At 72.8% G+C, this 21201-nt stretch carries 21 protein-coding genes; 17 read left to right on the top strand and 4 right to left on the bottom strand.

Annotated features, from left to right (window positions below):
- Positions 1-99: 99 nt before the first annotated feature.
- Positions 100-1392, bottom strand: a complete 1293-nt coding sequence (locus Q7A36_RS08215) for an amidase (protein ID WP_305103194.1) — start codon at positions 1390-1392, stop codon at positions 100-102.
- A 529-nt stretch (positions 1393-1921) separates the two neighbouring features.
- On the opposite strand from Q7A36_RS08215, the gene Q7A36_RS08210 reads away from it, so the two are divergent.
- The 5 genes from Q7A36_RS08210 (at position 1922) to Q7A36_RS08190 (ending at position 5671) form a co-directional block, all read left to right on the top strand.
- Positions 1922-2428 (top strand): hypothetical protein, encoded by a 507-nt coding sequence (locus tag Q7A36_RS08210; protein WP_305103193.1) that lies wholly within the window; start codon positions 1922-1924, stop codon positions 2426-2428.
- Positions 2429-2438: 10 nt separating this feature from the next.
- Positions 2439-2879: a hypothetical protein gene (locus Q7A36_RS08205; protein WP_305103192.1), complete on the top strand. Its 441-nt coding sequence runs from the start codon at positions 2439-2441 to the stop codon at positions 2877-2879.
- 25 nt (positions 2880-2904) lie between these two features.
- Entirely contained in the window at positions 2905-4200 is a 1296-nt protein-coding gene (locus tag Q7A36_RS08200) for an MFS transporter (RefSeq protein ID WP_305103191.1), read from the top strand.
- Positions 4201-4209: 9 nt separating this feature from the next.
- A complete protein-coding gene (locus Q7A36_RS08195) occupies positions 4210-4371 on the top strand; it encodes a hypothetical protein (RefSeq protein ID WP_305103190.1) in 162 nt (53 codons plus the stop codon).
- Between the two features lie 88 nt (positions 4372-4459).
- A complete protein-coding gene (locus Q7A36_RS08190) occupies positions 4460-5671 on the top strand; it encodes a methyltransferase domain-containing protein (protein WP_305103189.1) in 1212 nt (403 codons plus the stop codon).
- Positions 5672-5979: 308 nt separating this feature from the next.
- Here the strand turns inward: Q7A36_RS08190 and Q7A36_RS08185 are convergent, their stop codons facing one another.
- Positions 5980-6741 carry a choice-of-anchor E domain-containing protein gene (locus Q7A36_RS08185; protein WP_305103188.1) on the bottom strand — a complete coding sequence of 254 codons (762 nt, stop codon included), beginning with the start codon at positions 6739-6741 and terminating at the stop codon, positions 5980-5982.
- 302 nt (positions 6742-7043) lie between these two features.
- On the opposite strand from Q7A36_RS08185, the gene Q7A36_RS08180 reads away from it, so the two are divergent.
- A complete protein-coding gene (locus tag Q7A36_RS08180) occupies positions 7044-8030 on the top strand; it encodes a Gfo/Idh/MocA family protein (protein WP_305103187.1) in 987 nt (328 codons plus the stop codon).
- 140 nt (positions 8031-8170) lie between these two features.
- Complete coding sequence (locus tag Q7A36_RS08175; RefSeq protein ID WP_305103186.1) at positions 8171-8422, top strand: hypothetical protein; 252 nt, start codon at positions 8171-8173, stop codon at positions 8420-8422.
- A gap of 12 nt (positions 8423-8434) precedes the next feature.
- Here Q7A36_RS08175 and Q7A36_RS08170 read toward each other — a convergent pair whose 3' ends face one another.
- Positions 8435-9787 (bottom strand): hypothetical protein, encoded by a 1353-nt coding sequence (locus Q7A36_RS08170; RefSeq protein WP_305103185.1) that lies wholly within the window; start codon positions 9785-9787, stop codon positions 8435-8437.
- A gap of 133 nt (positions 9788-9920) precedes the next feature.
- On the opposite strand from Q7A36_RS08170, the gene Q7A36_RS08165 reads away from it, so the two are divergent.
- From Q7A36_RS08165 to Q7A36_RS08130, 8 genes are all read left to right on the top strand, one after another.
- Positions 9921-10271: a RidA family protein gene (locus tag Q7A36_RS08165; RefSeq protein ID WP_305103184.1), complete on the top strand. Its 351-nt coding sequence runs from the start codon at positions 9921-9923 to the stop codon at positions 10269-10271.
- Positions 10272-10627: 356 nt separating this feature from the next.
- The gene (locus tag Q7A36_RS08160) at positions 10628-11383 is read left to right on the top strand and encodes a CHAP domain-containing protein (RefSeq protein WP_305103183.1); all 756 of its coding nucleotides are present in this window, start codon (positions 10628-10630) and stop codon (positions 11381-11383) included.
- Positions 11384-11463: 80 nt separating this feature from the next.
- Positions 11464-12165: a DUF1028 domain-containing protein gene (locus Q7A36_RS08155; protein WP_305103182.1), complete on the top strand. Its 702-nt coding sequence runs from the start codon at positions 11464-11466 to the stop codon at positions 12163-12165.
- Entirely contained in the window at positions 12162-13190 is a 1029-nt protein-coding gene (locus Q7A36_RS08150; protein WP_305103181.1) for an ABC transporter ATP-binding protein, read from the top strand. Before Q7A36_RS08155 ends, Q7A36_RS08150 begins: the two co-directional genes overlap by 4 nt.
- Positions 13187-14248: an ABC transporter ATP-binding protein gene (locus Q7A36_RS08145; RefSeq protein WP_305103180.1), complete on the top strand. Its 1062-nt coding sequence runs from the start codon at positions 13187-13189 to the stop codon at positions 14246-14248. Before Q7A36_RS08150 ends, Q7A36_RS08145 begins: the two co-directional genes overlap by 4 nt.
- Positions 14245-15750, top strand: coding sequence for an ABC transporter substrate-binding protein (locus tag Q7A36_RS08140; protein ID WP_305103179.1), 1506 nt, complete (start codon positions 14245-14247; stop codon positions 15748-15750). Before Q7A36_RS08145 ends, Q7A36_RS08140 begins: the two co-directional genes overlap by 4 nt.
- 1 nt (position 15751) lies before the next feature.
- Positions 15752-16699: an ABC transporter permease gene (locus tag Q7A36_RS08135; protein ID WP_305103178.1), complete on the top strand. Its 948-nt coding sequence runs from the start codon at positions 15752-15754 to the stop codon at positions 16697-16699.
- Positions 16696-17574 (top strand): ABC transporter permease, encoded by an 879-nt coding sequence (locus Q7A36_RS08130; RefSeq protein ID WP_305103177.1) that lies wholly within the window; start codon positions 16696-16698, stop codon positions 17572-17574. The genes Q7A36_RS08135 and Q7A36_RS08130 overlap by 4 nt, the downstream gene beginning before the upstream one ends.
- A 106-nt stretch (positions 17575-17680) precedes the next feature.
- Here Q7A36_RS08130 and Q7A36_RS08125 read toward each other — a convergent pair whose 3' ends face one another.
- Positions 17681-19000: an NAD(P)/FAD-dependent oxidoreductase gene (locus Q7A36_RS08125; RefSeq protein WP_305103176.1), complete on the bottom strand. Its 1320-nt coding sequence runs from the start codon at positions 18998-19000 to the stop codon at positions 17681-17683.
- An 85-nt stretch (positions 19001-19085) separates the two neighbouring features.
- Between Q7A36_RS08125 and Q7A36_RS08120 the strand changes: the two genes are divergently transcribed.
- Both Q7A36_RS08120 and Q7A36_RS08115 read left to right on the top strand, forming a co-directional pair.
- A complete protein-coding gene (locus Q7A36_RS08120; protein ID WP_305103175.1) occupies positions 19086-20192 on the top strand; it encodes an ABC transporter substrate-binding protein in 1107 nt (368 codons plus the stop codon).
- 58 nt (positions 20193-20250) lie between these two features.
- Complete coding sequence (locus tag Q7A36_RS08115; protein WP_305103174.1) at positions 20251-21201, top strand: 2-hydroxyacid dehydrogenase; 951 nt, start codon at positions 20251-20253, stop codon at positions 21199-21201.

The following is a 21201-nucleotide window of genomic DNA, read 5'->3' as shown; positions in this document are numbered from 1 at the left end:
GGCTGCACGACCTGCGGCCGGGGCCGCGAGCCTCTGCTCAGGCGCGGACCCACACCGCGGCCCCTCTCCCCTGCGGAGGCGCGGGCCGCGGCGCCGGCATCAGGCCGCCGCCTGGCGGACCCACTCCGCCCAGGCCAGCGTCGCGGCATCGCGCCCGAAGCCGCCCACCACCTGCACGCCGAGTGGCAGGCCCTTCGGCCCCGTCCCCGCCGGCACCGTGACGCAGGGCACGTGCAGCAGGGTCCAGAGGGCGTTGAAAGCGGGGTCGCCGGTCCAGCCCAGCCCCTCCGGCGCCTCGCCCGGGGCAGCCGGCGTCAGGATGGCGTCGTAGGGCGCGACGACATCGGCGAAGGCCGCCCGGGCCGCGGCGAAGGCCGCCCGGCCGGCCGCGACGCCTGCGGGCCCGGCCGCCCGGCCGCGCGCCATGGCCTCCCGCAGCACCGGGGAGAGCAGCGCCATGGCGTTGTCGAGCTCCCAGGCCAGCGCCTCGGCGCTCTCGCCGTTCATGACAGTGGGATGCGCGGCGAGGCCGGCAGCGACCGCGGGCGGCATCTCCAGCGCCTCGACCCGCGCGCCGGCCCGCGCCGCGGCGGCCGCCACGCGTTCGAGCAGCGCGCGGGTCTCGGGCGCCGCGAGCTCAGCGGTTGGGCCCCAGCAGAGGGCGAGGCGCGGGGCGCGGTCCGGCCGCGCCTCCGGCCTGCCGAAATCGCCGCCGGTCAGCCCGGCCATTACGAAGGCCGCGTCGGCGACCGTCCGGGTGATGAGGCCGATGGTGTCGAGCGACTCGCTCATCACCTTCATGCCCGCCCGGTGCAGCGTGCCGTAGGAGGGCTTGAAGCCGACCGCGCCGCAGAAGGCGGCGGGGCGGATGATGCTGCCGGCGGTCTGGGTGCCGAAGCCGGCCTGGAAGAAGCCCGCCGCGGCGCCGGCCGCCGAGCCCGAGGAACTGCCGCCCGGGGTGTGCCCGGGATTGGCCGGGTTCGCGGTCGGGCCGGGGTGGCGGGTGGCGAACTCGGTGGTCACCGTTTTGCCGAGGATGACCGCGCCGGCGCGCCGGGCGAGCGCGACGCAAGCGGCATCCGCCCGCGGCCGGTGCCCGGCCCAGATGGGCGAGCCGTATTGCGAGGGCTGGTCGGCGGTGTCCAATACGTCCTTCACGCCGAGGGCGAGGCCGTGCAGCGGCCCCGTCGCCCGGCCGGCCGCGCGGGCGGCATCGAGCGCGGCGGCCTGCCGGCGGGCGAGCGCGGGGTCGAACCAGGCGAAGGTGCGGAGGGTGGGCTCCCGCGCCGCGATGCGGTCGAGCAGCGCCTCGGTCAGCGCGGCGGCGGAGAGGCTGCCCTCCCGCAGGCGCCGGGCGGCGTCGGTGGCGGGCAGGTCGGCGAGTTCGGTCATGCGGCGGGCCCCGGCGGAATGAGGCCGCGAGTTGAGCGCGATTGCAGCTTTCGGACAAACCCCCCGGGGGCAATTGTGGCGGTGATGTGGCGGCGGCCGACGCAGCCGCTGGCCATGGCGACAGCGCCCGCGGCGGCGGCGGTCCGGCCTGTAGGCCTTGCGGACGGGGATGCGCGCATCGCTCTCCTCCATCACCGGATTGGGAACATACCAGGAACTTACGTCCTTTGCCAGGGGAACCGGGCGAGGCCCAGCGGGCCATGGCCCGACCCGCCTTTCGTGGACGCGCCGCCTCGGGAGAAAAATATTGTAAAATCAGTTGCATGTACGACATCCTTCCTGTAACGTGAAAAGCTCCTCCGTCTGCCCGACGGCCGGGAAGCAGCGGAACGGAAACTGCTGTCCTTCAGGCATTTTCACCCGGCCGGGCCGTCGTCGCCGCCCGCCGCACCCCGCCCGGCCGGGAGCCGCACTCGCCGCCCCCGTAACCACGCTTCCGCCACCCGCGCCCCGGGCCCACATTCCCCCGATGCCAGGCCCCATTCGCGTCGCCCGCACGCCCGCCGGCGCGCTGACCTATGCCGTTCCCATCCCACCCGAGCGCCTGCCGGCGGTCGAGGCCGCCGACCTGCTCGCCGCCTGGTCCCTCGCCCGCCGCGCCGCCGGGCTGGAACTCTGGGGCCCGCCCCGCCTGCTGCGCTTCGCCCGCCCGGATGGCGAGGCGACGGAGATCGCCATCGCCGATGCCGATGCCGGCTGCTGGGCGGAGGCCGTCGATGCCGGCTACGGCCTCGCCACCCTGCCCGGCCTCGCCCTCTGCCTCCGGCTGCTCGCTCTCGTCGAGGTGCTGGGGCGCGTGCCGGCCCTCGCCCCGCTCTTCGATGTCGGGCCCGATGGCATCGATCTGCATCCGGCCCTGCTGGACGCCGCGGCGCGGCTGCCGCTGGATGCGGGCGCGCGGTTCGACGAGGCGGCGATTCGCCGGCTATTGTCGGACCGACTGCCGCCCCGCGCCGACCGGCGCCGCATCGCATGAGAGCCCGACCATGATCCCCCAGCCCGCTTGCCCGCCCCGCCTCGCCGCGCTCCGCGGGCCGTTCGCGGGGCTGGCGCTGATGACCCTCGCCGCCTGCGCCCCGGGCGGGCGCGACCCGGCCATCTCCTCCGTCCCCATCGCGCCCGGCCCGGCACCGCGCGCCGCCCTGCCCACCGCGCCCGGCCAGGTCTATGCCGCACCCGCCCCCGCCGCCGGGCTGCGCGACCAGGCCGCGGTCGCCTCCGCCTGCCGGCGGGAGGCCGACCGCATCATCACCTTCCGTGACCGCGGCCAGTTGATGCGCGAGGACGAGCGCGACTCCCGCCTCGGCTCGCAGGCCAGCATCTTTTCCCAGCGGGCGGAGACCGACCGGCTCGGCCGGATCTACGAGCGCGACCGCCTCGCCGACCAATGCGTGCAGGAGAATACCCGCGCGGCGCCGCAGCGCTGAGGCGTGCCGATGATCGGAGGGCCGGATGGCCCGGAGACCTGAATCGGCCCGCCCGACATACAAGATCGGCTCCTTCGGGGCGCTCGGGCGCGCCCTCTCGCATCGCGACGCCCAGCTCTTCTTCGGCGCCTCGCTGATCTCCTGGACCGGCCTCTGGGTGCACCGCATCGCGGTCTCCTGGCTGGCCTGGGAGATGACGCGCAGCGCCCTCTGGGTCGGCATGGCCGCCTTTTCGGACCTGGCGCCGGCGGTGGTCTTCAGCCCGATTGCCGGGGCGGTGGCGGACCGCATGGACCGGGTGCGGCTGACCATGCTCTCCCAGGCGGTGATCGCCTGCGAGGCGGCGCTGGTCGCCGGCATGGTCGCCAGCGGCCATATCTCCATCGGCCTGCTGCTGGCGCTCGAGGCGATGAGCGGGACCGCCGCCAGCTTCTCCCAGCCGGCGCGGCAGAGCCTGATGCCGGGCCTCGTGCCGCGCACCGACCTGCCGGCGGCGGTAGCCTGCAACTCGCTCTGCTACAACGTGGCGCGCTTCATCGGGCCGGCCATCGCCGGGCCCCTGATCGCGCTCGGCGGCGTGGTGCCGGCGGTGCTGCTGAACTGCCTCGCCTATGTCATCGCCTGCGCCACCATGCCGCTGCTGCGGGTCGAGGCCGCCCAGCGCCGCGGCCATGCGTCGGAGGGCAGCGTCTGGGCCGAGGCGATCGCCGGCTTCCGCTATGCCGGGCGGCATCCGGGGATCGGCCCGCTGCTGCTCTTCGCCGCCATCGCCGCGGTGCTGATGCGCGGGGTGCAGGAGATCCTGCCGCCCTTCATCGAGCGCCTCTTCCTGCGCGGCCCGGACGGGCTGGCACTGCTGACCGCCTGCATCGGCGTCGGCGCGCTGATCGCCGGGCTCTGGGTGGCCAATCGCGGGCGGATGGCCGGCGCCACCGCGCTGGCCGTCGGCGCGGTCGGGGTGCAGGCGGTGGCGACGGTCGGCTTCGTCGCGACCGGCGCCTTTCCCTTCGCCCTGCTCTGCGCCGCGGTGATGGGCGGCGCCGGCTCGGTGCACGGCATCTCCACCCAGACGCTGGTGCAGAACGCCGCCGACCCGGCCATGCGCGGGCGGGTGCTGAGCCTTTGGGGCCTGATCACCCGCGCCTGCCCGGCGCTCGGCGCGCTCGCGCTCGGCAGCCTGGGCGAGGTCTTCGGGCTGCGGCTGCCGACCATCCTGGCCATGGGGGCGGCGCTGCTGGTGCTGGCCTGGGGCCTGCGGCGGCTGTCGGCGATGCGCGGCGTGCTGGAGGAACGGCGGGAGGCGCCGGCCGCCGCGCGCTGACGCGACCCGATGACCGGAGCGCCGCAGGGCGCGAAGGTCTGGATCGGTCCGCCCGACATGCAAGGCGGCCCGATGACCGGAGCGCCGCAGGGCGCGAAGGTCTGGATCGGTCCGCCCGACACGCAAGGCGGCCCGATGACCGGAGGGCCGCCGCAAGGCGCGGAGGCCTGAATCGGCCCGCCCGACATACCAGCGCATCCGGGCCTTGTGACGCCCTTTGGCGTTGCGCCGCAGCGCCTCGGCGCGATACCGCAACGCAATGCACGACACCGCGCACCTCCATGGCAGGCTGTTCTTCGAGCTCTACTGGCAGCCGGAATTCCGGATCGTGGCGGAACTCGGCAGCTATGACGTCAATGGCCGATTGCGGGACCATGCGCCGCCGGGCGTGCGCTGGGTCGGGTTCGACATGGCGCCGGGACCCGGCGTGGACGTGGCCGTCGCGCCGGGGGCCGCCCTGCCGCTGGCCGATGGCAGCGTGGATGTTGCCGTCACCTCCTCCGCCTTCGAGCACGATGCGGCCTTCTGGCAGACCTTCCTCGAGTTGGTGCGCATCCTGCGGCCGGGCGGCCTGCTGTACCTGAACGCGCCGAGCAACCACGTCGTCCATCGCTTCCCGCTGGATTGCTGGCGCTTCTACCCGGATGCCGGCCTGGCGCTGTGCGGCTGGGCGGCACGCCAGGGCACCGCGGTGATGCTGGCCGAGAGCTTCGTCGGCCGCCAGGGCGGCGAAGGCTGGTGCGACTTCGTCGCCGTCTTCCGCAAGGCCGGGCCCGGCGCGCTGCAGCGCCGCGGCCGCATCGCTGACCATGCACCGGCGGTGAACATCCTGGACGGCGGCGAGGGCGGGCCGCCGCGGCGGGAGGCGGAGCGGGCCGAGACCGACGAGATGCTCGCCATCGCCGCGCTGCGGGCCGCGGTGGTCGAGGCCGGCGCCGGGGAGCCCGGCTCGGCGGCGGGCCAGGCGATCGCCGCGCTGCAGGCCAGGCTGGCCGAGCACGAGTCCGCCGAGGCGATCTCCCAGGCGCGGCTCGCCACGCGGGAGCGCGAGCTTGAAGCAGCCGGCGAGCGCCTGGCGGAGCGCGAGGCGCGGCTCGAGGCCGCCGGGCAGGCGCTGGCAGCGCGCGACGCGGCCCTGGCCGAGGCCCTTAAAAGGCTGACCGGCTGCGAACAGGACCTGGCGATGCGCGATGCGGCCCTGACCGACGCCAGGGCGAGGCTGGCCGGCCGCGAGCAGGACTTGGCGGACCTCTCGGCGCGGCTCGCCGGGCGGGAGGCGGAGGTCACAGCGCTCCTGGCCCGGCAGGCGGCGCAGGATGCGGCGCTGGCCGAGGCGCGGCGCGACGCCGCCGCGCAGGCCGCGGCGCGTGCCGCCGAGGAAGCGCATGTGCAGCGAATCCTCGCCAGCCGCTCCTGGCGGATCACCGCGCCGCTGCGCGCGGTGCTGACACGGCTTGGCCGCCGGGCCTGACGCCTCGGCGATCGTGGAGGCCCGGTTGCGGGGCAGGCCCGCCCGGGATGCCGCGACGGCGCGATCCGCCCTGAGCGAAGCGCTCGGGATCTGCGCCGCGAAGGGATCCCGGGCAGGCGTTCATCTCAGGGCCTGTCGGGAGATCGTTCGGCCGGTCGGGCCGGCGGGGTCGGCTATCCGGGGACGACGGGGCGCTGCCCGATGTCTCCGCGGCGCTGGTCGCCCTGGCCGCGATCGGCCTGATGCTCGCCCGCCCCGCCCGTTCCGATCGCCGGCGACTGCTCGCGCCGTGAGGTCGAAACCGCCGCTCAGTCCTGCCGGCGCGAGGCCAGCCGGCGGGTGAAGCCCAGCATTCCGACGCCAAGGCCGAGCAGCGCCATCGAAGCCGGCTCCGGCACGCTCTGCGGCGGGTCGTCATAGTAATAGACGGTCGTCACCGCCCCGGCCAAGGCGTTGCCACCGAAGAACACCTCGCCAGCAGCTCCCGAACCCGCATAGATGCCAGACGCACCATGCAACGAGAAGCTGAGCGACACGGCGGAGGTGGAGCTGAACAAGGCGAGCGTGGCGGGATCGGTGAACCGCAGCGAGAAGGTCGTGGTGCCGGTCAGCCCGTTGACTGTGGCACGCCCGTCAAAAGGTAACGTCATGTCGATGGCAGGAACATAGTACATCTGGACGCCAGCGACGGTGCCCGACGCAGGGCCAGCAGACACCGTGCCAGTGAGCGTGCGCACCGCCGTAGCATTGACCAGGAAGTCCAGCGTCAGCGGCACCGAGGCCGTTGCATTGCTGAAGGGTTGAGACTGCTGGCTCGTGTTGAGGACGGTCACCGACCCTTGGGCGCTGGCGGTCACCTGCAACGTCACCGAGGTCAATGCGCCGCGACCAGGGAGGTTCGGGTTGTAGGACGAGAGGGTGAAGCTGTCCGTGAAGCTCGGGGCCTGGACCGCGGTGGTGTGGCTGAAGCTCTCGATCAGGATCTCGGCCGCTGCGGCCGGGGCAGCCCCAAGGGCGACCGCGCTCAGCGACAGGAGCGACAGTGCTGGGAGAATTGTTGGAATGCGCATGGCTGCCCCGTTCACGACCGATCAGCCAACGATTTGAGCGAATTCGTTTTTGTCGTCAACCATACATTAATAGAAATCTGAGCGAGTGAGTTTAGTTCTCTAATACCGAGGGTCGCAGGGGCCATTCGGCAGAATATATACATCTTCATTAGACAATATACGAAATTCTATTGAACCGGACAGCTCGGCCCGGGATCGGCGGATGCTTTTCGGACGCACCGCAAGCGACGGGACCGCATGCAGTGTGGCCCAGGCCGCGAAAGCCTGCTTAGCCTCTCCTCGAACGGATGATCGGGGATGCGATGCTGAAGGCCGGGATCGTGGGCATGGGCCGCTGGGGCCGCGTGCTGGTCGAGAGCGTGCAGCGCAGGAACGATGCGGGCCTCCGCTTCGTCGCCGGCAGCACCGGCACGCCGGAGAAGGCCCGCGCCTGGGCCACCGGGCAGGGCATCCGGCTGCACCCGGACTACGCGGCGGTGCTGGCCGACCCGGAGGTGGAGGCGGTGGTCCTCGCCACGCCGCATTCGCAGCACGCGGCGCAGGTGATCGCCGCGGCGGGACTCGGCAAGCATGTCTTCGTCGAGAAGCCCTTCGCCATGCGCAGGGCGGATGCCGAGGCCATGGTCGCCGCCGCCCGGGCCGCCGGCGTGGTGCTCGCCCTCGGCCACAACCGCCGCTTCCTGCCGGCGACGGAAGAGATGCAGCGGCTGCTGGCCGAAGGCGCGCTCGGCACCGTCCTGCACGCGGAGGGGCATATCAGCGGCCCCGCCGCGGCCGGCTGGAAGGAGGGCATGTGGCGCGCCGATCGCGGCGAGAGCCCGCTCGGCGGCATGGGCGCCATGGGCATCCACATGATCGACATGCTCATCAATCTGATGGGGCCCTTCGCCGAGGTGACGGTGCAGTCGCATCGCCGCGTGCTGCCGCATGTGGACGACACCACGGCGATGCTGGCGCGCTTCGCCTCCGGCGCCACCTGCACCTTCGCCACCCTCTCGCTCGCGCCGCAGACCTGGCGGGTGGCGCTCTACGGCACGAAGGGCGCGGCCGAGATGCGCGGGCCACAGCAACTGGTCTTCACGCCCGTCCCCGGCGAGGGCGCACCGGAGGGTTTTACCCGCGACTACCCCAAGGTGGATATCGAGGCCGCCGAGCTTGCCGCCTTCGCCGCGGCCGCGGCGGGCGGGCCGGCCTATCCGCTGCCGCTCGAGCAGGCGGTCCATGGCATCGCGGTCTTCGAGGCGATGATCGGCGCGGCGGCCTCGGGCAGCACCTATGCCGTGGGGTGAGGCGTGCCGATGACCGCAGGGCCGGATGGCCCGGAGGTCTGAATCGGCTCGGCCAACATACAAGGCGAGCCGACGAGGGGCCTCATGTTGCATCGCAGCATGAATGCTCTATACCCTTCGGCTTACCTCGGAGCGGCGTCATGCCCGACCTCGTCGTTGTTCAGGTCCGCGAGTACCGGATGCACCAGTTGGAAGTGCTCGATCGCGGCAAGGCCGGCTTCACCGTCCTGATCCACCCGCCGGCCAATCGCGGCCCCACGCGCGAGGTCACGCGGGATGCCACGACGCCGACGCTCGGCGACGTGCTGAACCGGGCCAAGGCGGAGATCGACGCCGTGATGGGCCCGAAGCCGCCGCCGCGCGCCCGCCCCATGCGCGCGCGCAACTGGTAGGCGCGGCCGCCCTCAGCGTCCCGGCGTGTCGCGGACCAGCCGGACCAAGCCCTCGATCAGCCGCGGCATCTCCTCCGCCCGCGCCGGCAATTGCGCGGCCGAGAGGGTGAGGCCATCGAGGAAGCGCCCGCTCGCAGTGTAGAGCAGCAATTCCAGCCCGTCGCCGACCACCTCGGGACGGCAGACCACCTCCTCATTGCCCGCCTCGCGCCGCGCCACGGCGATGAACTCGCGGATCTCCTCGAGCGCCGCGCCCTCGGTCCCGGCCTCCTCGAGGAAGGCGGCGATCTCGGCGCCGGCCTCCGAGGCCGGGACCAGGGCGAGCGGCACGCAGCCCTCGCCCGCGCCGAAGGCGGCGCCGCGCCAGCGGTCGAAGCGCGCGGCCGATTCCGCCGCCGCCGCCTCGTCCTCCTCCTCGGCCTCCGGCAGCCCGCCGGCGGCGGCGATGCGCTCCCAGACCGGGATGTCCCAGTCGATCTGCAGCCCGAGCAGCAGGCCGAAGCCCTGCCGCGCCAGTTCGTCGGTATCGCCCGGGGGCAGGTCGCGCGGCTCCGCCCCGGCGAGCAGGTCCAGCAGCACGCGCCGGAGCGCGAGCGGCGCGAGCCCCGCCAGCGCGTCCGGCGAGCGCCAGCCCGGCAGGACGCGGAGCTCGAGATCCTCGGGCAGCAGGCCGGCCTGCAGCAGGCTATCGCCGAGCGCCGCCGCATCCGGCGGCCGCCCGGTCGGCAGCGCCACCGGCAGGGCGACGAGATCGGCCCAGCCGGACGGCCCGAGGGGCGCGCCCTCCGCCACCGCCAGCAGGTCGCCGAGCAATTCCTCCCCAGCCTCCTCGCCGTATTGCCGGCTGATCTTGCGGATGGCGAGGTCGAGCACGTCCTGCCGGCCGGCCGCGATCACCGCCTGGGCCAGGTCCTCGAAACCGTCGCGGTCATCCGCCTCCAGCAGCGCCAGCAGGCGATCGGCCGTCGGCCCGGGGGCCGGGGGGAAGCGCGGCGGCGCCGGCTCGACCGGGTCGGGGATGCCGAGCAGCCGGTGCGCCGCCGCGCCGCGCAGCAGCCGGGTACGGTCGATCCAGCCGAGGCGCGCCTCCGGCCCATCCTCCCGGTCGCGCAGCCAGCGGCGGAAGGCGGCGCGGTCGGCGACCTGCGCGAGGATCTCGACCCCCTCGGCCGCGAGCAGCCCGGCGACGGCGCGGTTCACCGCCCGGACCGTCTCGAGCTCGGTCTCGCCGGGCCGGAGCGTGTCCAGCGTCTCGGCATCCGGGTAATGCGTGAAGAGGATGGAGGCGATCTCCGGAGCGATCTCCTCGGCCAGCTCCAGGGCCTCCGCCACCGGGTCGCTGCCGTCATCGTCGAAGTGCGGCATGGTGCCTGTCCTGGGATGGGGCTGCCTTATGGGCCGCGGCCCGCCACCGCTCAACAGCGGCGGGCGGCAACCCCATGACGGCGGCGGCCATCCGGTCTAGAACGCCCCTTCCGCAACGGAGGGGCTTTCAGCGATGGCCAAGATCACCCGCCAGGGCAGCAATGCCATCCTCTCGACCTCGGTCGAGTACCATAATTTCGTCTACCTCGCGGGCATCACCGCCGACGACCTCTCCAAGGACATCACCGGCCAGACCGAGGAGGTCATCGCCAAGATCGACCAGGCGCTGGAGAACAACGGCACCGACAAGAGCCGCCTGCTCTCCGCCCAGATCTGGCTGAAGGACATCCGCGACCGCGACGCCATGAACAAGGTCTGGGTGAAGTGGCTCGGCGAGGAGGGCCGCCCGGCCCGCGCCTGCGTGGAGGCCAACATGGCCGACCCGCGGCACCTCGTGGAGATCATGATCACCGCCTGCCGCTGAGCCGAGGCGGCGTTAACCCGGGGCCCGGATGCAGCGCATCCGGGCCTTTTTTCGTCCCGGCCTGGGCGGGAATCCTCCGCGCCACGAGCCCGGCCCCTGTTGCAATCCAGCCATCACACTGTTGCATGAGCTGCGATGCGGCCCGATCCTAGGACGATAGTCGGTTCATAGACCGGCAAGCCGGTTCTGATCCGGAAAATCACTGCTCATTGCGGCCTGTTTCAATGCGGTGGGTTGCCCTCGAAACCCGGCCCTTGTTACCGCGGATGTCAGGCAGTCTCAGTTTCGCGAAGCGTGGGGGAAGCACGGCGCGGAGCGGTGGATGCCGCAGGGACAACAACGGGACGGGGAATTTCATGCGCCTTTCGGGGACGACGCTGGCTGTCTGCGTCCTGCTGGGCTCGGCCGTCGGGACGACGGAGGCCGAGGCATCCAGGACGCGGCAGGAGCCAGGGCCCGCCCCGAAGCCGGTCGGCGCCGCGCATGTCAAGCTGAAGGCCGGCCATCACCGCGCCGCCGCCCCGCAGCGGCACCGTATCCGCACCGCCGGCGCCTGGGCCGGCATCTCCTGCGTCCCCTATGCCCGCAGCGTCACCGGCATGGAGGTCTACGGCAATGGCGGCGACTGGTGGTGGAATGCCGCCGGCCGCTACCACCGCGGCCAGATGCCCGAGCCCGGCTCGGTCATGGCCTTCCGCCGCAGCGGCGGCATGGCCGCCGGCCATGTCGCCGTGGTCAGCCGCGTCCTCGGCCCGCGGCATGTGCTGATCGACCACGCCAACTGGGCCGGCCCCGGCATCCGCAAGGGCACGATCATGCACAATGTCAGCGTGGTCGATGTCTCGGAGGCCAATGACTGGACTGCGGTGCGGGTGCAGGTCGGCTACGACCAGGGCGCCTATGGCCGCACCTATCCGACCTACGGCTTCATCTACAACCGGCCGGAGGGCGACACCGCCACCGCCTATGCCAGCGCGCCCGCCCTGCACCGCAGTCTGCGCTTCGAGCAATTGGCCGAGATGCCGATCGGCGCCGCCGCGGCCGAGCCCATCGCCTACCGGCCGCAGGGCACCGCGCCGCTGCGCAAGGCCGCGCCACAGCGCCACCGCTGAAGGCAGCGGGCCGCCCGCGCGGCCGATTTCGCCCCCGCCCCTCCCCTTGCCTGGGGGGCACGGCGTGTCACCTTCCGCGGATGACCTGGTCGATCCTCGCACGGGACCCGGAAACGGGTGAGCTCGGCGTCGCCGTCGCGACGCGCTTCTTCGCGGTCGGCGCCATCTGCCCCCGGGTGGAGGGCGGCGTGGGGGCGGTCGCCACCCAGGCCCTGGTGAACCCGCTCTATGCCCCGGAGGCCCTGGACCGGCTGCGCGCCGGCGCGGCGCCGGAGGCGGTCGTTGCGGCGCTGACCGGTGCCGATGCGGGCCGGGACCACCGGCAGCTCCACCTGCTCTCGGCCGATGGCCGCATCGCCCAGCATACCGGCACCGCCTGCGTGGACTGGTGCGGCGGCGTGCGGGGGCCCGATGTCTCGGTCATGGGCAACATGCTGGCCGGGCCGCAGGTGGTGCAGGCGACGCTCGAGGCCTATGGCGCGCATGCGGCGCAACCGATGGCGCTGCGGCTGATCGCGGCGCTCGAGGCCGGGGAGGCCGCGGGCGGCGACAAACGTGGCAGGCAATCGGCGGCGCTGCAGGTGGCGAGCCGCGACCCCTACCCCGACCTCGACCTCCGCGTCGACGACCACCCGGACCCGCTGGCCGAACTCCGCCGCCTGCATGCGGTGGCGCAGGAGCGCTTCGTGCAGCTTCGCCGCTTCCTGCCGGGCCGCGGCCATCCCGGCGTCTTCGACCGGGTGGTGATCGAGGCGGCGGTCGCCGCGGCGACGCGCGCATGAGCACGCCGGTCCTCGAGGTGCTGGGCCTGACGGTGGAATTCGCCACCGACCGCGGCCCGCTGCGCGCGGTGGATGGCGTGAGCATGGCGGTCGGGGCCGGCAAGACCCTCGCCATCGTCGGCGAGAGCGGCTGCGGCAAGTCGGTCACCGCGCTCGCCGTCATGGGCCTGCTGCCGCCGGGCGCACGCCTCGGCGGCGCGGTGCGGCTGCTGGGCGAGGACCTGGTCGGGCAGCCCGGCCGGCCCTGGCAGGGCCGACGCGGCCGCGACCTGGCCATGATCTTCCAGGAGCCGATGACGAGCCTCAACCCGGCCTTCACCGCCGGCGAGCAGGTGGCCGAGGCGCTGCGGCTGCATGAGGGCCTCGCGCCCCGCGCCGCCATGGACCAGGCGGTGGAGATGCTGGCGCGCGTGCGCATCCCCGATGCGGCGCGGCGCGCCCGGCAGTATCCGCACCAGCTCTCGGGCGGCATGCGGCAGCGGGTGATGATCGCCATGGCACTGGCCTGCCGGCCGCGCCTGCTGATCGCCGACGAGCCGACCACCGCCCTCGACGTCACCGTGCAGGCGCAGATCCTGGCGCTGCTCGACGAACTCAAGCGCGAGACCGGCACGGCTGTCGTGCTGATCACCCACGACCTCGGCGTCGTCGCCGACCATGCCGACGAGGTCGCGGTGATGTATGCCGGCCGCATCGCCGAGGCGGCGCCGGCCGCCGCGCTGTTCGCCCGGCCGGAGCATCCCTATACCGTCGGGCTGCTCGGCGCGGTCCCCTCCATCGAGGGCGGAGCCCAGGGGAAGATCACTCGGCTGGCCAGCATCGAGGGCACGGTGCCCGACCTGCGGGCGCCGCCGCCGGGCTGCCGCTTCGCGCCGCGCTGCCCTTTCGCCGGCGCGGATTGCGCCGCGCAGCCGCCGCTCGCCGAGGTGCATCCCGGGCATCGCACGGCCTGCTGGCGCGCGCCGCTCGACGGCGTGGCGGAGGGCGCGGTGCCGGCCCGGGCCGCGGCAGGGGCCACGGCATGACGGCGCTGCTGGAGCTGGAGGGGCTGGCCAAGCACTTCCCCGTCCGCGATGCGCTCGGCCGCGCGCGGGGCGCCGTGCGCGCGGTGGACGGCGTCTCCCTCTCGGTCGAGGCCGGCACGGTGCTGGCGATCGTCGGCGAATCCGGCTGCGGCAAGTCGACGCTCGGCCGCCTCGCGCTGCGGCTGATCGAGCCGGATGCCGGCCGCCTGCGCTTCGCGGGCGAGGATCTGCGCGCCCTCTCGCCGCGCGCGCTGCGCGCCCGGCGGCGCGACATGCAGCTCATCTTCCAGGACCCCTTCGCGAGCCTCGATCCGCGCATGACGGTCGAGGACGCGATCCTGGAGCCGCTGCGGCTGCACGACGTCGTGCAGCGCGGCGGCGAGCGGGCGCGGGTGCGGCAATTGCTGGAGCGCGTCGGGCTGCGGCCGGACATGGCCCGCCGCTGGCCGCACGAGTTCAGCGGCGGTCAGCGCCAGCGCATCGCCATCGCGCGGGCGCTCGCCAGCGGCCCGAAGCTGGTCATCGGCGACGAGCCGGTCAGCGCGCTCGACGTCTCGGTCCAGGCGCAGGTGGTGAACCTGCTGCAGGACCTGATCCGCGAGCTCGGCCTGACCTTCGTGCTGATCAGCCACGACCTCGGCGTCGTCAGGCACATCGCCGACCGGGTGGCGGTCATGTATCTCGGCCAGATCGTGGAGGAGGGCCCGGCCGCGGCGGTCTTCGGCGCGCCGCGGCATCCCTATACCCGCGCGCTGCTCGCCGCCGTGCCGGGCACGGGCGCGAAGGCGGCGCTGGTCGAAGGCGATCCGCCGAGCCCGATCGCGCCGCCCGCCGGCTGCCGCTTCCACACGCGCTGCCCCTTCGCCGAGGCCGTCTGCCGGACGGAGGTGCCGGGGCTCGCCGGCGGCGAGCACCGCGCCGCCTGCCACCTGCAGGACCGCCTGCCGCCCGCCCCGGCGCTCCGCGAACGCGTCGCGGGCGGCGAGCGGCTGCGCCGCCTGCAGGCCTTCTTCGGCGCGCCCGCGCCGCAACCAGAACCGACCGGGGAGACCGCATGACCCGCACGACCGCCCTCGCTGCCCTTGCCGCGCTGTCGCTGACGGCGACGGCTGAGGCGCAGAACCTCCGCATCGGCCTGCGCGAGGATCCCGACATCCTGGACCCGACGCTGGCCCGCACCTTCGTCGGCCGCATCGTCTTCGCCTCGCTCTGCGACAAGCTCTTCGACATCAACGAGAAGCTCGAGATCGTCCCGCAGCTCGCCAGCGGCCATCGCTGGGAGGACCCGAAGACGCTGCTGGTCACGCTGCGCGAGGGCGTGAAGTTCCACGACGGCGAGGCGATGGATGCCGAGTCGGTCCGCTACTCCCTGAACCGCCACCTGACCCTGCAGGGCAGCTTCCGCCGCGGCGAGATCAACACCATGGAGTCGGTCGAGGTGGTGGACCCGAGGACGGTCCGCATCCGCCTGAAGGAACCCTCCGCGCCCTTCCTGTCGCAGCTCACCGACCGCGCGGGCACGATCGTCTCACCGAAAGCCGCCGAGGCGGCGGGGCGGAATTTCGGCACGAAGCCGGTCTGCGCCGGCCCCTACCGTTTCGTCGAGCGCGTGGCGCAGGACCGCATCGTGGTCGAGCGCTTCCCGGGCTACTGGAACGCCCAGGCCATCACCATCCCGCGCATCACCTACCTGCCGATCCCCGACAACACGGTGCGGCTGGCCAACCTGCAGTCCGGCGCGCTGGAGATGGTGCAGACCATCGAGCCGGACGACATCAAGGCGGTGCAGCGCAATGCGCGGCTCAAGGTCCTGACCTATGACGGGCTGGGCTACCAGAGCATCACCTACAACCTCGCCAACGGTCCGCGCGCCGAGACGCCCTTCGCCAAGGATGCCCGCATCCGCGCGGCCTTCGAGCTGGCGATCGACCGCGATGCCATCAACCAGGTGGTCTACGAGGGCGCCTGGACCGTCACGGCGCAGCCCGTCCCGCCCTCCAGCCCCTATCACGTCAAGGGATTCCAGCCGCAGGCGCGCGACCTGGAGACGGCGAAGGCGCTGCTGCGCCAGGCCGGCGTCACCGCGCCGGTGCCGGTGGAGATGACCATCCCGAACAGCCCGGACCTGCGGCAGGTCGGCGAGGTCATCCAGGCCATGGTGAAGGAGGCCGGCTTCGAGTTGAAGCTGAACACCATGGAATTCGCCTCCTCCCTGCAGGCGGCGAACCGGGGCGAGTTCGAGACCTACCTGATCAACTGGTCCGGCCGCGTCGATCCGGACGGCAATACCTGGACCTTCATGCACACGAACGGGGCGCAGAACGACGGCAAATACGGCAACCCCGAGGTGGACAAGCTGCTGGACGCCGCGCGGGTCGAGCAGGACATGGAGAAGCGCCGCGATCTCTACGGCAAGGCCTTCCGCATCGCGATCCGCGAGGACCGCAGCCGCATCTACCTGTGGCACGCGAAGAACATCGTCGCGCACACCACGCGCCTCTCGGGCTTCGTGCCGGTGCCGGACGGGCTGATCCGGCCGCAGGGCCTCAGGCTGCAATAGCATGGCGATCTGGCTCCTGCGGCGGCTCGGGCAGATCCTGCCGACGCTGCTGATCCTTTCCGTCCTGATCTTCGGGCTGCAGCAGCTCATGCCCGGCGATCCCGCGCTGATCCTGGCGGGCGAGGAGCGCGGCGACCCGCAGGTGCTGGCGCAGATCCGCGCCGAGCTCCGGCTCGACCGGCCGCTGCCGGAGCAGTACCTGGCCTGGGCCGGCCGCGTGCTGGTCGGCGATTTCGGCTATTCCTGGCGCATCCGCGAGCCGGTCGGGGCGCTGATCCTGGAGAAGCTGCCGGTCACCCTCCAGCTCGCCAGCATGGCCTTCGTCATCGCCCTGCTGATCGGCGTGCCGATGGGCGTGCTCTCGGCGGTGAAGCGCGACCGGCCGCTGGACTGGGCGGCGAATGCCGTCGCGCTCTTCGGCATCTCGACGCCGAATTTCTGGCTCGGCATCATGCTGATCCTGCTTTTCAGCGTGGAGCTCGGCTGGCTGCCGCCCTCGGGCTATGTGCCATTGTTCGAGGACCCGTTGCAGTCGCTGGCAACCACCATCATGCCGGCCTTCGTGCTGGGCAATTCCATCGCCGGCGTGCTGATGCGCCATACGCGGGCGGCGATGCTGACGGCGCTCTCCCAGGACTATGTCCGCACCGCCCGCGCCAAGGGCCTGGCCGAGCGCGTCGTGGTGGCTAAGCACGCGCTGCGCAATGCCCTGATCCCCGTGGTCACGCTCGGCACCATCGAGTTCGGCCGGCTGCTGGCCGGCGCCGTGCTGACCGAGCAGATCTTCACCATCCCCGGCTTCGGCAAGCTGATCGTGGATGCCGTCTTCAACCGCGATTATCCGGTGGTGCAGGGCGTGGTGCTAGCGACGGCGCTGATCTTCGTGCTGCTGAGCCTCGTCGCCGATCTGCTCTACATGGCGATCAACCCGCGCCTGAGGACGGCATGAGCGCGACCACCCTGGCCGCGGCGGAGCGCGGCGAATCCCCGGCCCGCCGCGCGGTCCGGCGCTTCCTGCGGCACCGTCTCGCGGTCTTCGGGCTGGCGGTGGTGGTGCTCTTCGTCCTGGCCGCCATCCTCGCGCCGCTGCTGGCGCCGGCCGATCCGCTCGCCACCTCCTGGACCGCCATCCGCAAGGCGCCCTCGGCGGCGCACTGGTTCGGCACGGACGAGAACGGGCGGGACGTGCTGGCCCGCGTGCTCTACGGGGCGCGCGCCTCGCTGCTCGCGGGCGTGGTCTCGGTGCTGGTGGCCTTGCTGATCGGCGTGCCGGTCGGGCTGCTGGCGGGCCTCGCCGGCGGCTGGACGGACACGATCATCTCCCGCGTCGCGGATGCGATGCTCTCCGTGCCCTTCCTGATCCTGGCGATCGCGCTGGCCGCCTTCCTCGGCCCGGCGCTCGAGAATGCCATGCTCGCCATCGCCATCACGGCCTCGCCGGTCTTCGTGCGCCTGGCGCGCGGCATGGCGATGGAGGCGCGGGCGACCGACTGGGTGGAGGCGGCGCGCGCGCTCGGCAATCCGCCCTGGCGGCTCGGCCTGTTCCACGTCCTGCCGAACATCGTCCCGCCGCTGCTGGTGCAGGCGACGCTCGCCATCGCGGAGGCGATCATCGCCGAGGCCTCGCTTTCCTTCCTCGGCCTCGGCCAGCAGCCGCCGGCGCCGAGCTGGGGCAGCATGCTGAACAGCGCGCAGCGCTTCCTGACCCAGGCGCCCTGGCTGGCAATCTTCCCGGGCCTCGCAATCTTCCTGGTGGTGCTGGCCTTCAACCTGGTCGGCGACGGGCTGCGCGACGCGCTCGATCCGCGGAGCGACCGGCGGTAGCGGCTCAGCAGGCTTTCGCGGCTTGGGCCACACTTCGTGCGGCCCAACCCTTCGAAGCGAAAGCCTGCTTAGGGTCTTGTTGCAGCGCAAACCCCGAGGGGTTTGCTTAGGCCGCCATCCGGTCGATGCGGTCGCGCAGCTTGTACCACTCGCCGATGAAGGGCAGCACCCAGTTGGGGTTGCCGCGGTAGAAGGGCCGCGTCGGGAAGGGCAGCCCGTCCAGCGCGAAGCGGGCATTCGCGGCGCCCGCCAGCTTCAGCGCCACGTTGTGCCCGAGCCAGGTGGCCATGGCGACGCCGCTGCCCTGGCACCCCGCGGCATAGTGCACGCCGCGCTCCACGCCGATATGCGGGAGGTGGTCGAAGGTGAAGGCGACGTTGCCCGTCCAGGCGTGGGTGACCTTCACGTCGCGCAATTCCGGGAAGCAGGCCGTCATGTAGCCGTGCAGCGCCGGTGCGGACTGCTCCGCGGTCGCGGCGCGGAAGCTGGCGCGGCCGCCCCAGAGCACGCGCTTCCCGTCCGGCGAGGGGCGGAAGTAGTTCAGCACCCGCTTGCTGTCGGAGACCATGCGCCGCCCGGGGAAGAGCCGGTCGATCACCGCCTCGCCCAGTTCCTCCGTCGCGATGATGTAGCTGTTGAGCGGCACGAGGCGCCGCGCCAGCCAGGGCAGCGCCGTGCCGCGCCGGTCCAGCGAATAGCCATTGGTCGTGACCAGCACCGCATCGGCGCGCACCTCGCCCCGGTCGGTGGCGATGCGGAAGCCGTTGCCCTCCTCCCGGATCCCCTGCACGCGCACGCCATCCACCAGCCGCGCGCCGGCGCGCTCGGCCGCCGCCGCCAGGCCGCGGGCATACTTGCCGGGATGCAGGCTGCCGGTCGCCGCCACCAGCATGCCGCCGTGGTAGTGGTCGCTGCCCAGCGCCTCCCGCTGCCGCGCCTTGGGCAGCATGCTGGTCGGCAGGCCGGTGATCTCGGCCAGCGCCTCGGCGCGGCGCGCCATGGCGTCGTAATGCGCGGGCGACCAGGCGGCGGAGAAGCGGCCGCAGCGGAGATAGTCGCAGTCGATCCCCTCCCGCGCGATGGTCTCCTCGATGAAGGGCAGGCTGGCGGCAGCGGTGCGGGTGATGGCCTCCGCCTGTGCCTTGCCGAAGGCCTTCTCGAGCCCGGCGCCCGCCACCTTCAGCCCGCCCGAGACCATGCCGCCATTGCGCGAGGAAGCGCCCCAGCCGATCCGCTCCGCATCCAGCACCACCGCCTGATGCCCCAGGCGCTGCAGGGTCAGCGCCGCGGAGAGCCCGGCATAGCCGCCGCCGACGACGACCACGGGCGCGCGGCCCGGCAGGGTGTTGTCGCGCTGGGGCGGCTCGGCGGCCTCCCACCACCAGGGGCTGGTCTTGAAGCCGGCGGCAAGCAGCGGATGGGCCATGCAGGGTCTTTCCCGGTCGGGCTGGAATGGGCTTTGCTACGCAAGGGTCACGCCGGCGGCCGCCGACCGCAAGAGGGGACCGGAGATGCAGACATTCCAGCAGGATTGCGTGGCGCTGGCAGGGGAGCTGCACGCGCGCGGGCGCATCACGCGCCGCGGCCTGATGCAGGCCCTGGCGGCGCTGGGCGCGACCGGCGCGCTGGGCCGCGAGGCGCTGGCGCAGGCCGCGAAGCAGCTCGTCATGGTCAACTGGGGCGGCCTGGCGAACGAGGGCTTCGGCAAGTTCTACGGCGCGCCCTTCGCCGCCGAGACGCCGGGCGTGACGGTGGTGCAGGACAGCACCGGCCCCTCCACCGGCCGCATCCGCAGCATGGTCGAGAGCGGGCGCGTCACCTGGGACCTCTGCGACAGCTCGGCGAGCGGCGCCAACCTGCTGGGCAGGCTCGGCCTGGCGACGAAGCTCGACTACGCCATCCTGAACCGGGAGAACGTGATCGCCCCCGGATTCGCGCTGGACTACGGCGCGGCGCCCTATTCCTTCAGCAGCGTGCTGGTCTACGACAGCGCCAAATTCCCGACGCCGCCGACGGGCTGGGCGGATTTCTGGGACCTGAAGCGCTTCCCCGGCACGCGGCTGCTGCGGCGCGACGCCACCTGCACGCTGGAAGCCGCGCTCATGTCCATGGGCAAGCCGCCGGGCGCGCTCTACCCCATCGACATGCGCGCCGGCATCAAGCGCGTCGCCGAGCTGCGGCGCAACCTGGTGTTCTGGAACAACGGCTCGGAGAGCGAGCAGTTGATGCGCACGGGAGAGGCGGTCATGGGCCAGATCTGGCACACCCGCGCCTCGGTGCTGGAGCGCGAGACCAAGGGCCGCATCAAGTTCATCTGGAACCAGGGCGTCCTGCAGCCCGGCATCTTCGTCATCCCGAAGGGCAATCCGGGCGGCGAGCTGGCGCAGCGCCTGCTGGCGAGCATGCTGGCCAAGCCCGAGCCGCAGGTCGGCCTGCTCGGCCTGCTGGGCAATGGCCCGACCAACCCGAAGGCGGCCGCCATGGTCCCGGCGGAGCTGAAGCGCTTCAACCCGACGGATCCGGAGAACGAAAAGCAGCAGGTGATGATCGATGGTGGCTGGTGGGGCGAGCGCTACCAGGAGATCAACCAGGAGTTCCTGGACGCGGTGACGGGCTAGGCCTCCGCGCCCGTGCTGCTGGCCCGCTTCCTGCTAGACTGCGGCGCATGAGGTACGCATGACCGATCGCCGCGTGATGGCCGTGAAGTCGGGCGGGCGGGAAGGCTTCGCCGAATGGCAGGCCTGCTTCGCCAGGCTCGATCCGACGCTGGAACTGGTCTACTGGGAGGAGGCGCTGCAGCGCCCCGACTCCATCGACTACGCCCTGGTCTGGGACCCGGATCCGGGATGCCTCGCCCGCATGGCGCGGCTGCGCGTCATCTTCGGCTCCGGCGCCGGGGTGGACGGCATCCTACTCGACCCCGACCTGCCGCGGCACGTCCCGCTGGTGCGCATGGCGATCCCCGAGGCGACGCAGCGCATGGGCGAGTTCTGCTGCTGGGCGGTGCTGTCGCTGCTGAAGGACGCCCGCCGCATGGCCATCGCCCAGGCGGCGCGGGACTGGGACTATTTCGAGGCGCCGGGCCGCGCCGACCTGACGACCGTCGGCATCATGGGCCTCGGCACCATGGGCGCGCGCAGTGCCGCCATGCTGCAGGGCATCGGCTTCCGCACCATCGGCTGGTCGCGCCGGCGGAAGGACCTGCCGGGCGTCGAAAGCTACGCGGGCGAGGCGGAACTCCCGGCCTTCCTCGCCCGCACGGATATCCTGGTCTGCCTGCTGCCGGCGACGCCGGAGACGCGGCGGATCATTCGCGCGGAAACGCTGGCGCTGCTGCCGCGCGGCGCGGGCTATGTCGGGGTCGGCCGCGGGATGCATCACGACCTCGGCGACATCCTCGCCGCCCTCGACAGCGGCCAGCTTTCCGGCGCCATGCTGGACGTCTTCGAGACGGAGCCGCTCCCCGCCGACCATCCGCTCTGGGCGCATCCCCGGGCGACGATCACCCCCCATGTCGCCAGCCTGCCGACGCGCCTGGAGCGCGCCGGCTATGTCGCCCGCAGCATCGCCGGTTTCGAGCGCGGCGAGGCATTGCCCAACCTCTACGACCCAGCGCGAGGCTACTGA

Origin of the sequence: Paracraurococcus lichenis, from assembly GCF_030657435.1 — a bacterium.
Classification (GTDB): Bacteria; Pseudomonadota; Alphaproteobacteria; order Acetobacterales; family Acetobacteraceae; genus Paracraurococcus; species Paracraurococcus lichenis.
Note: the sequence above shows the minus strand (reverse complement) of the source record. Positions and strands in the feature narration are given on the sequence as shown.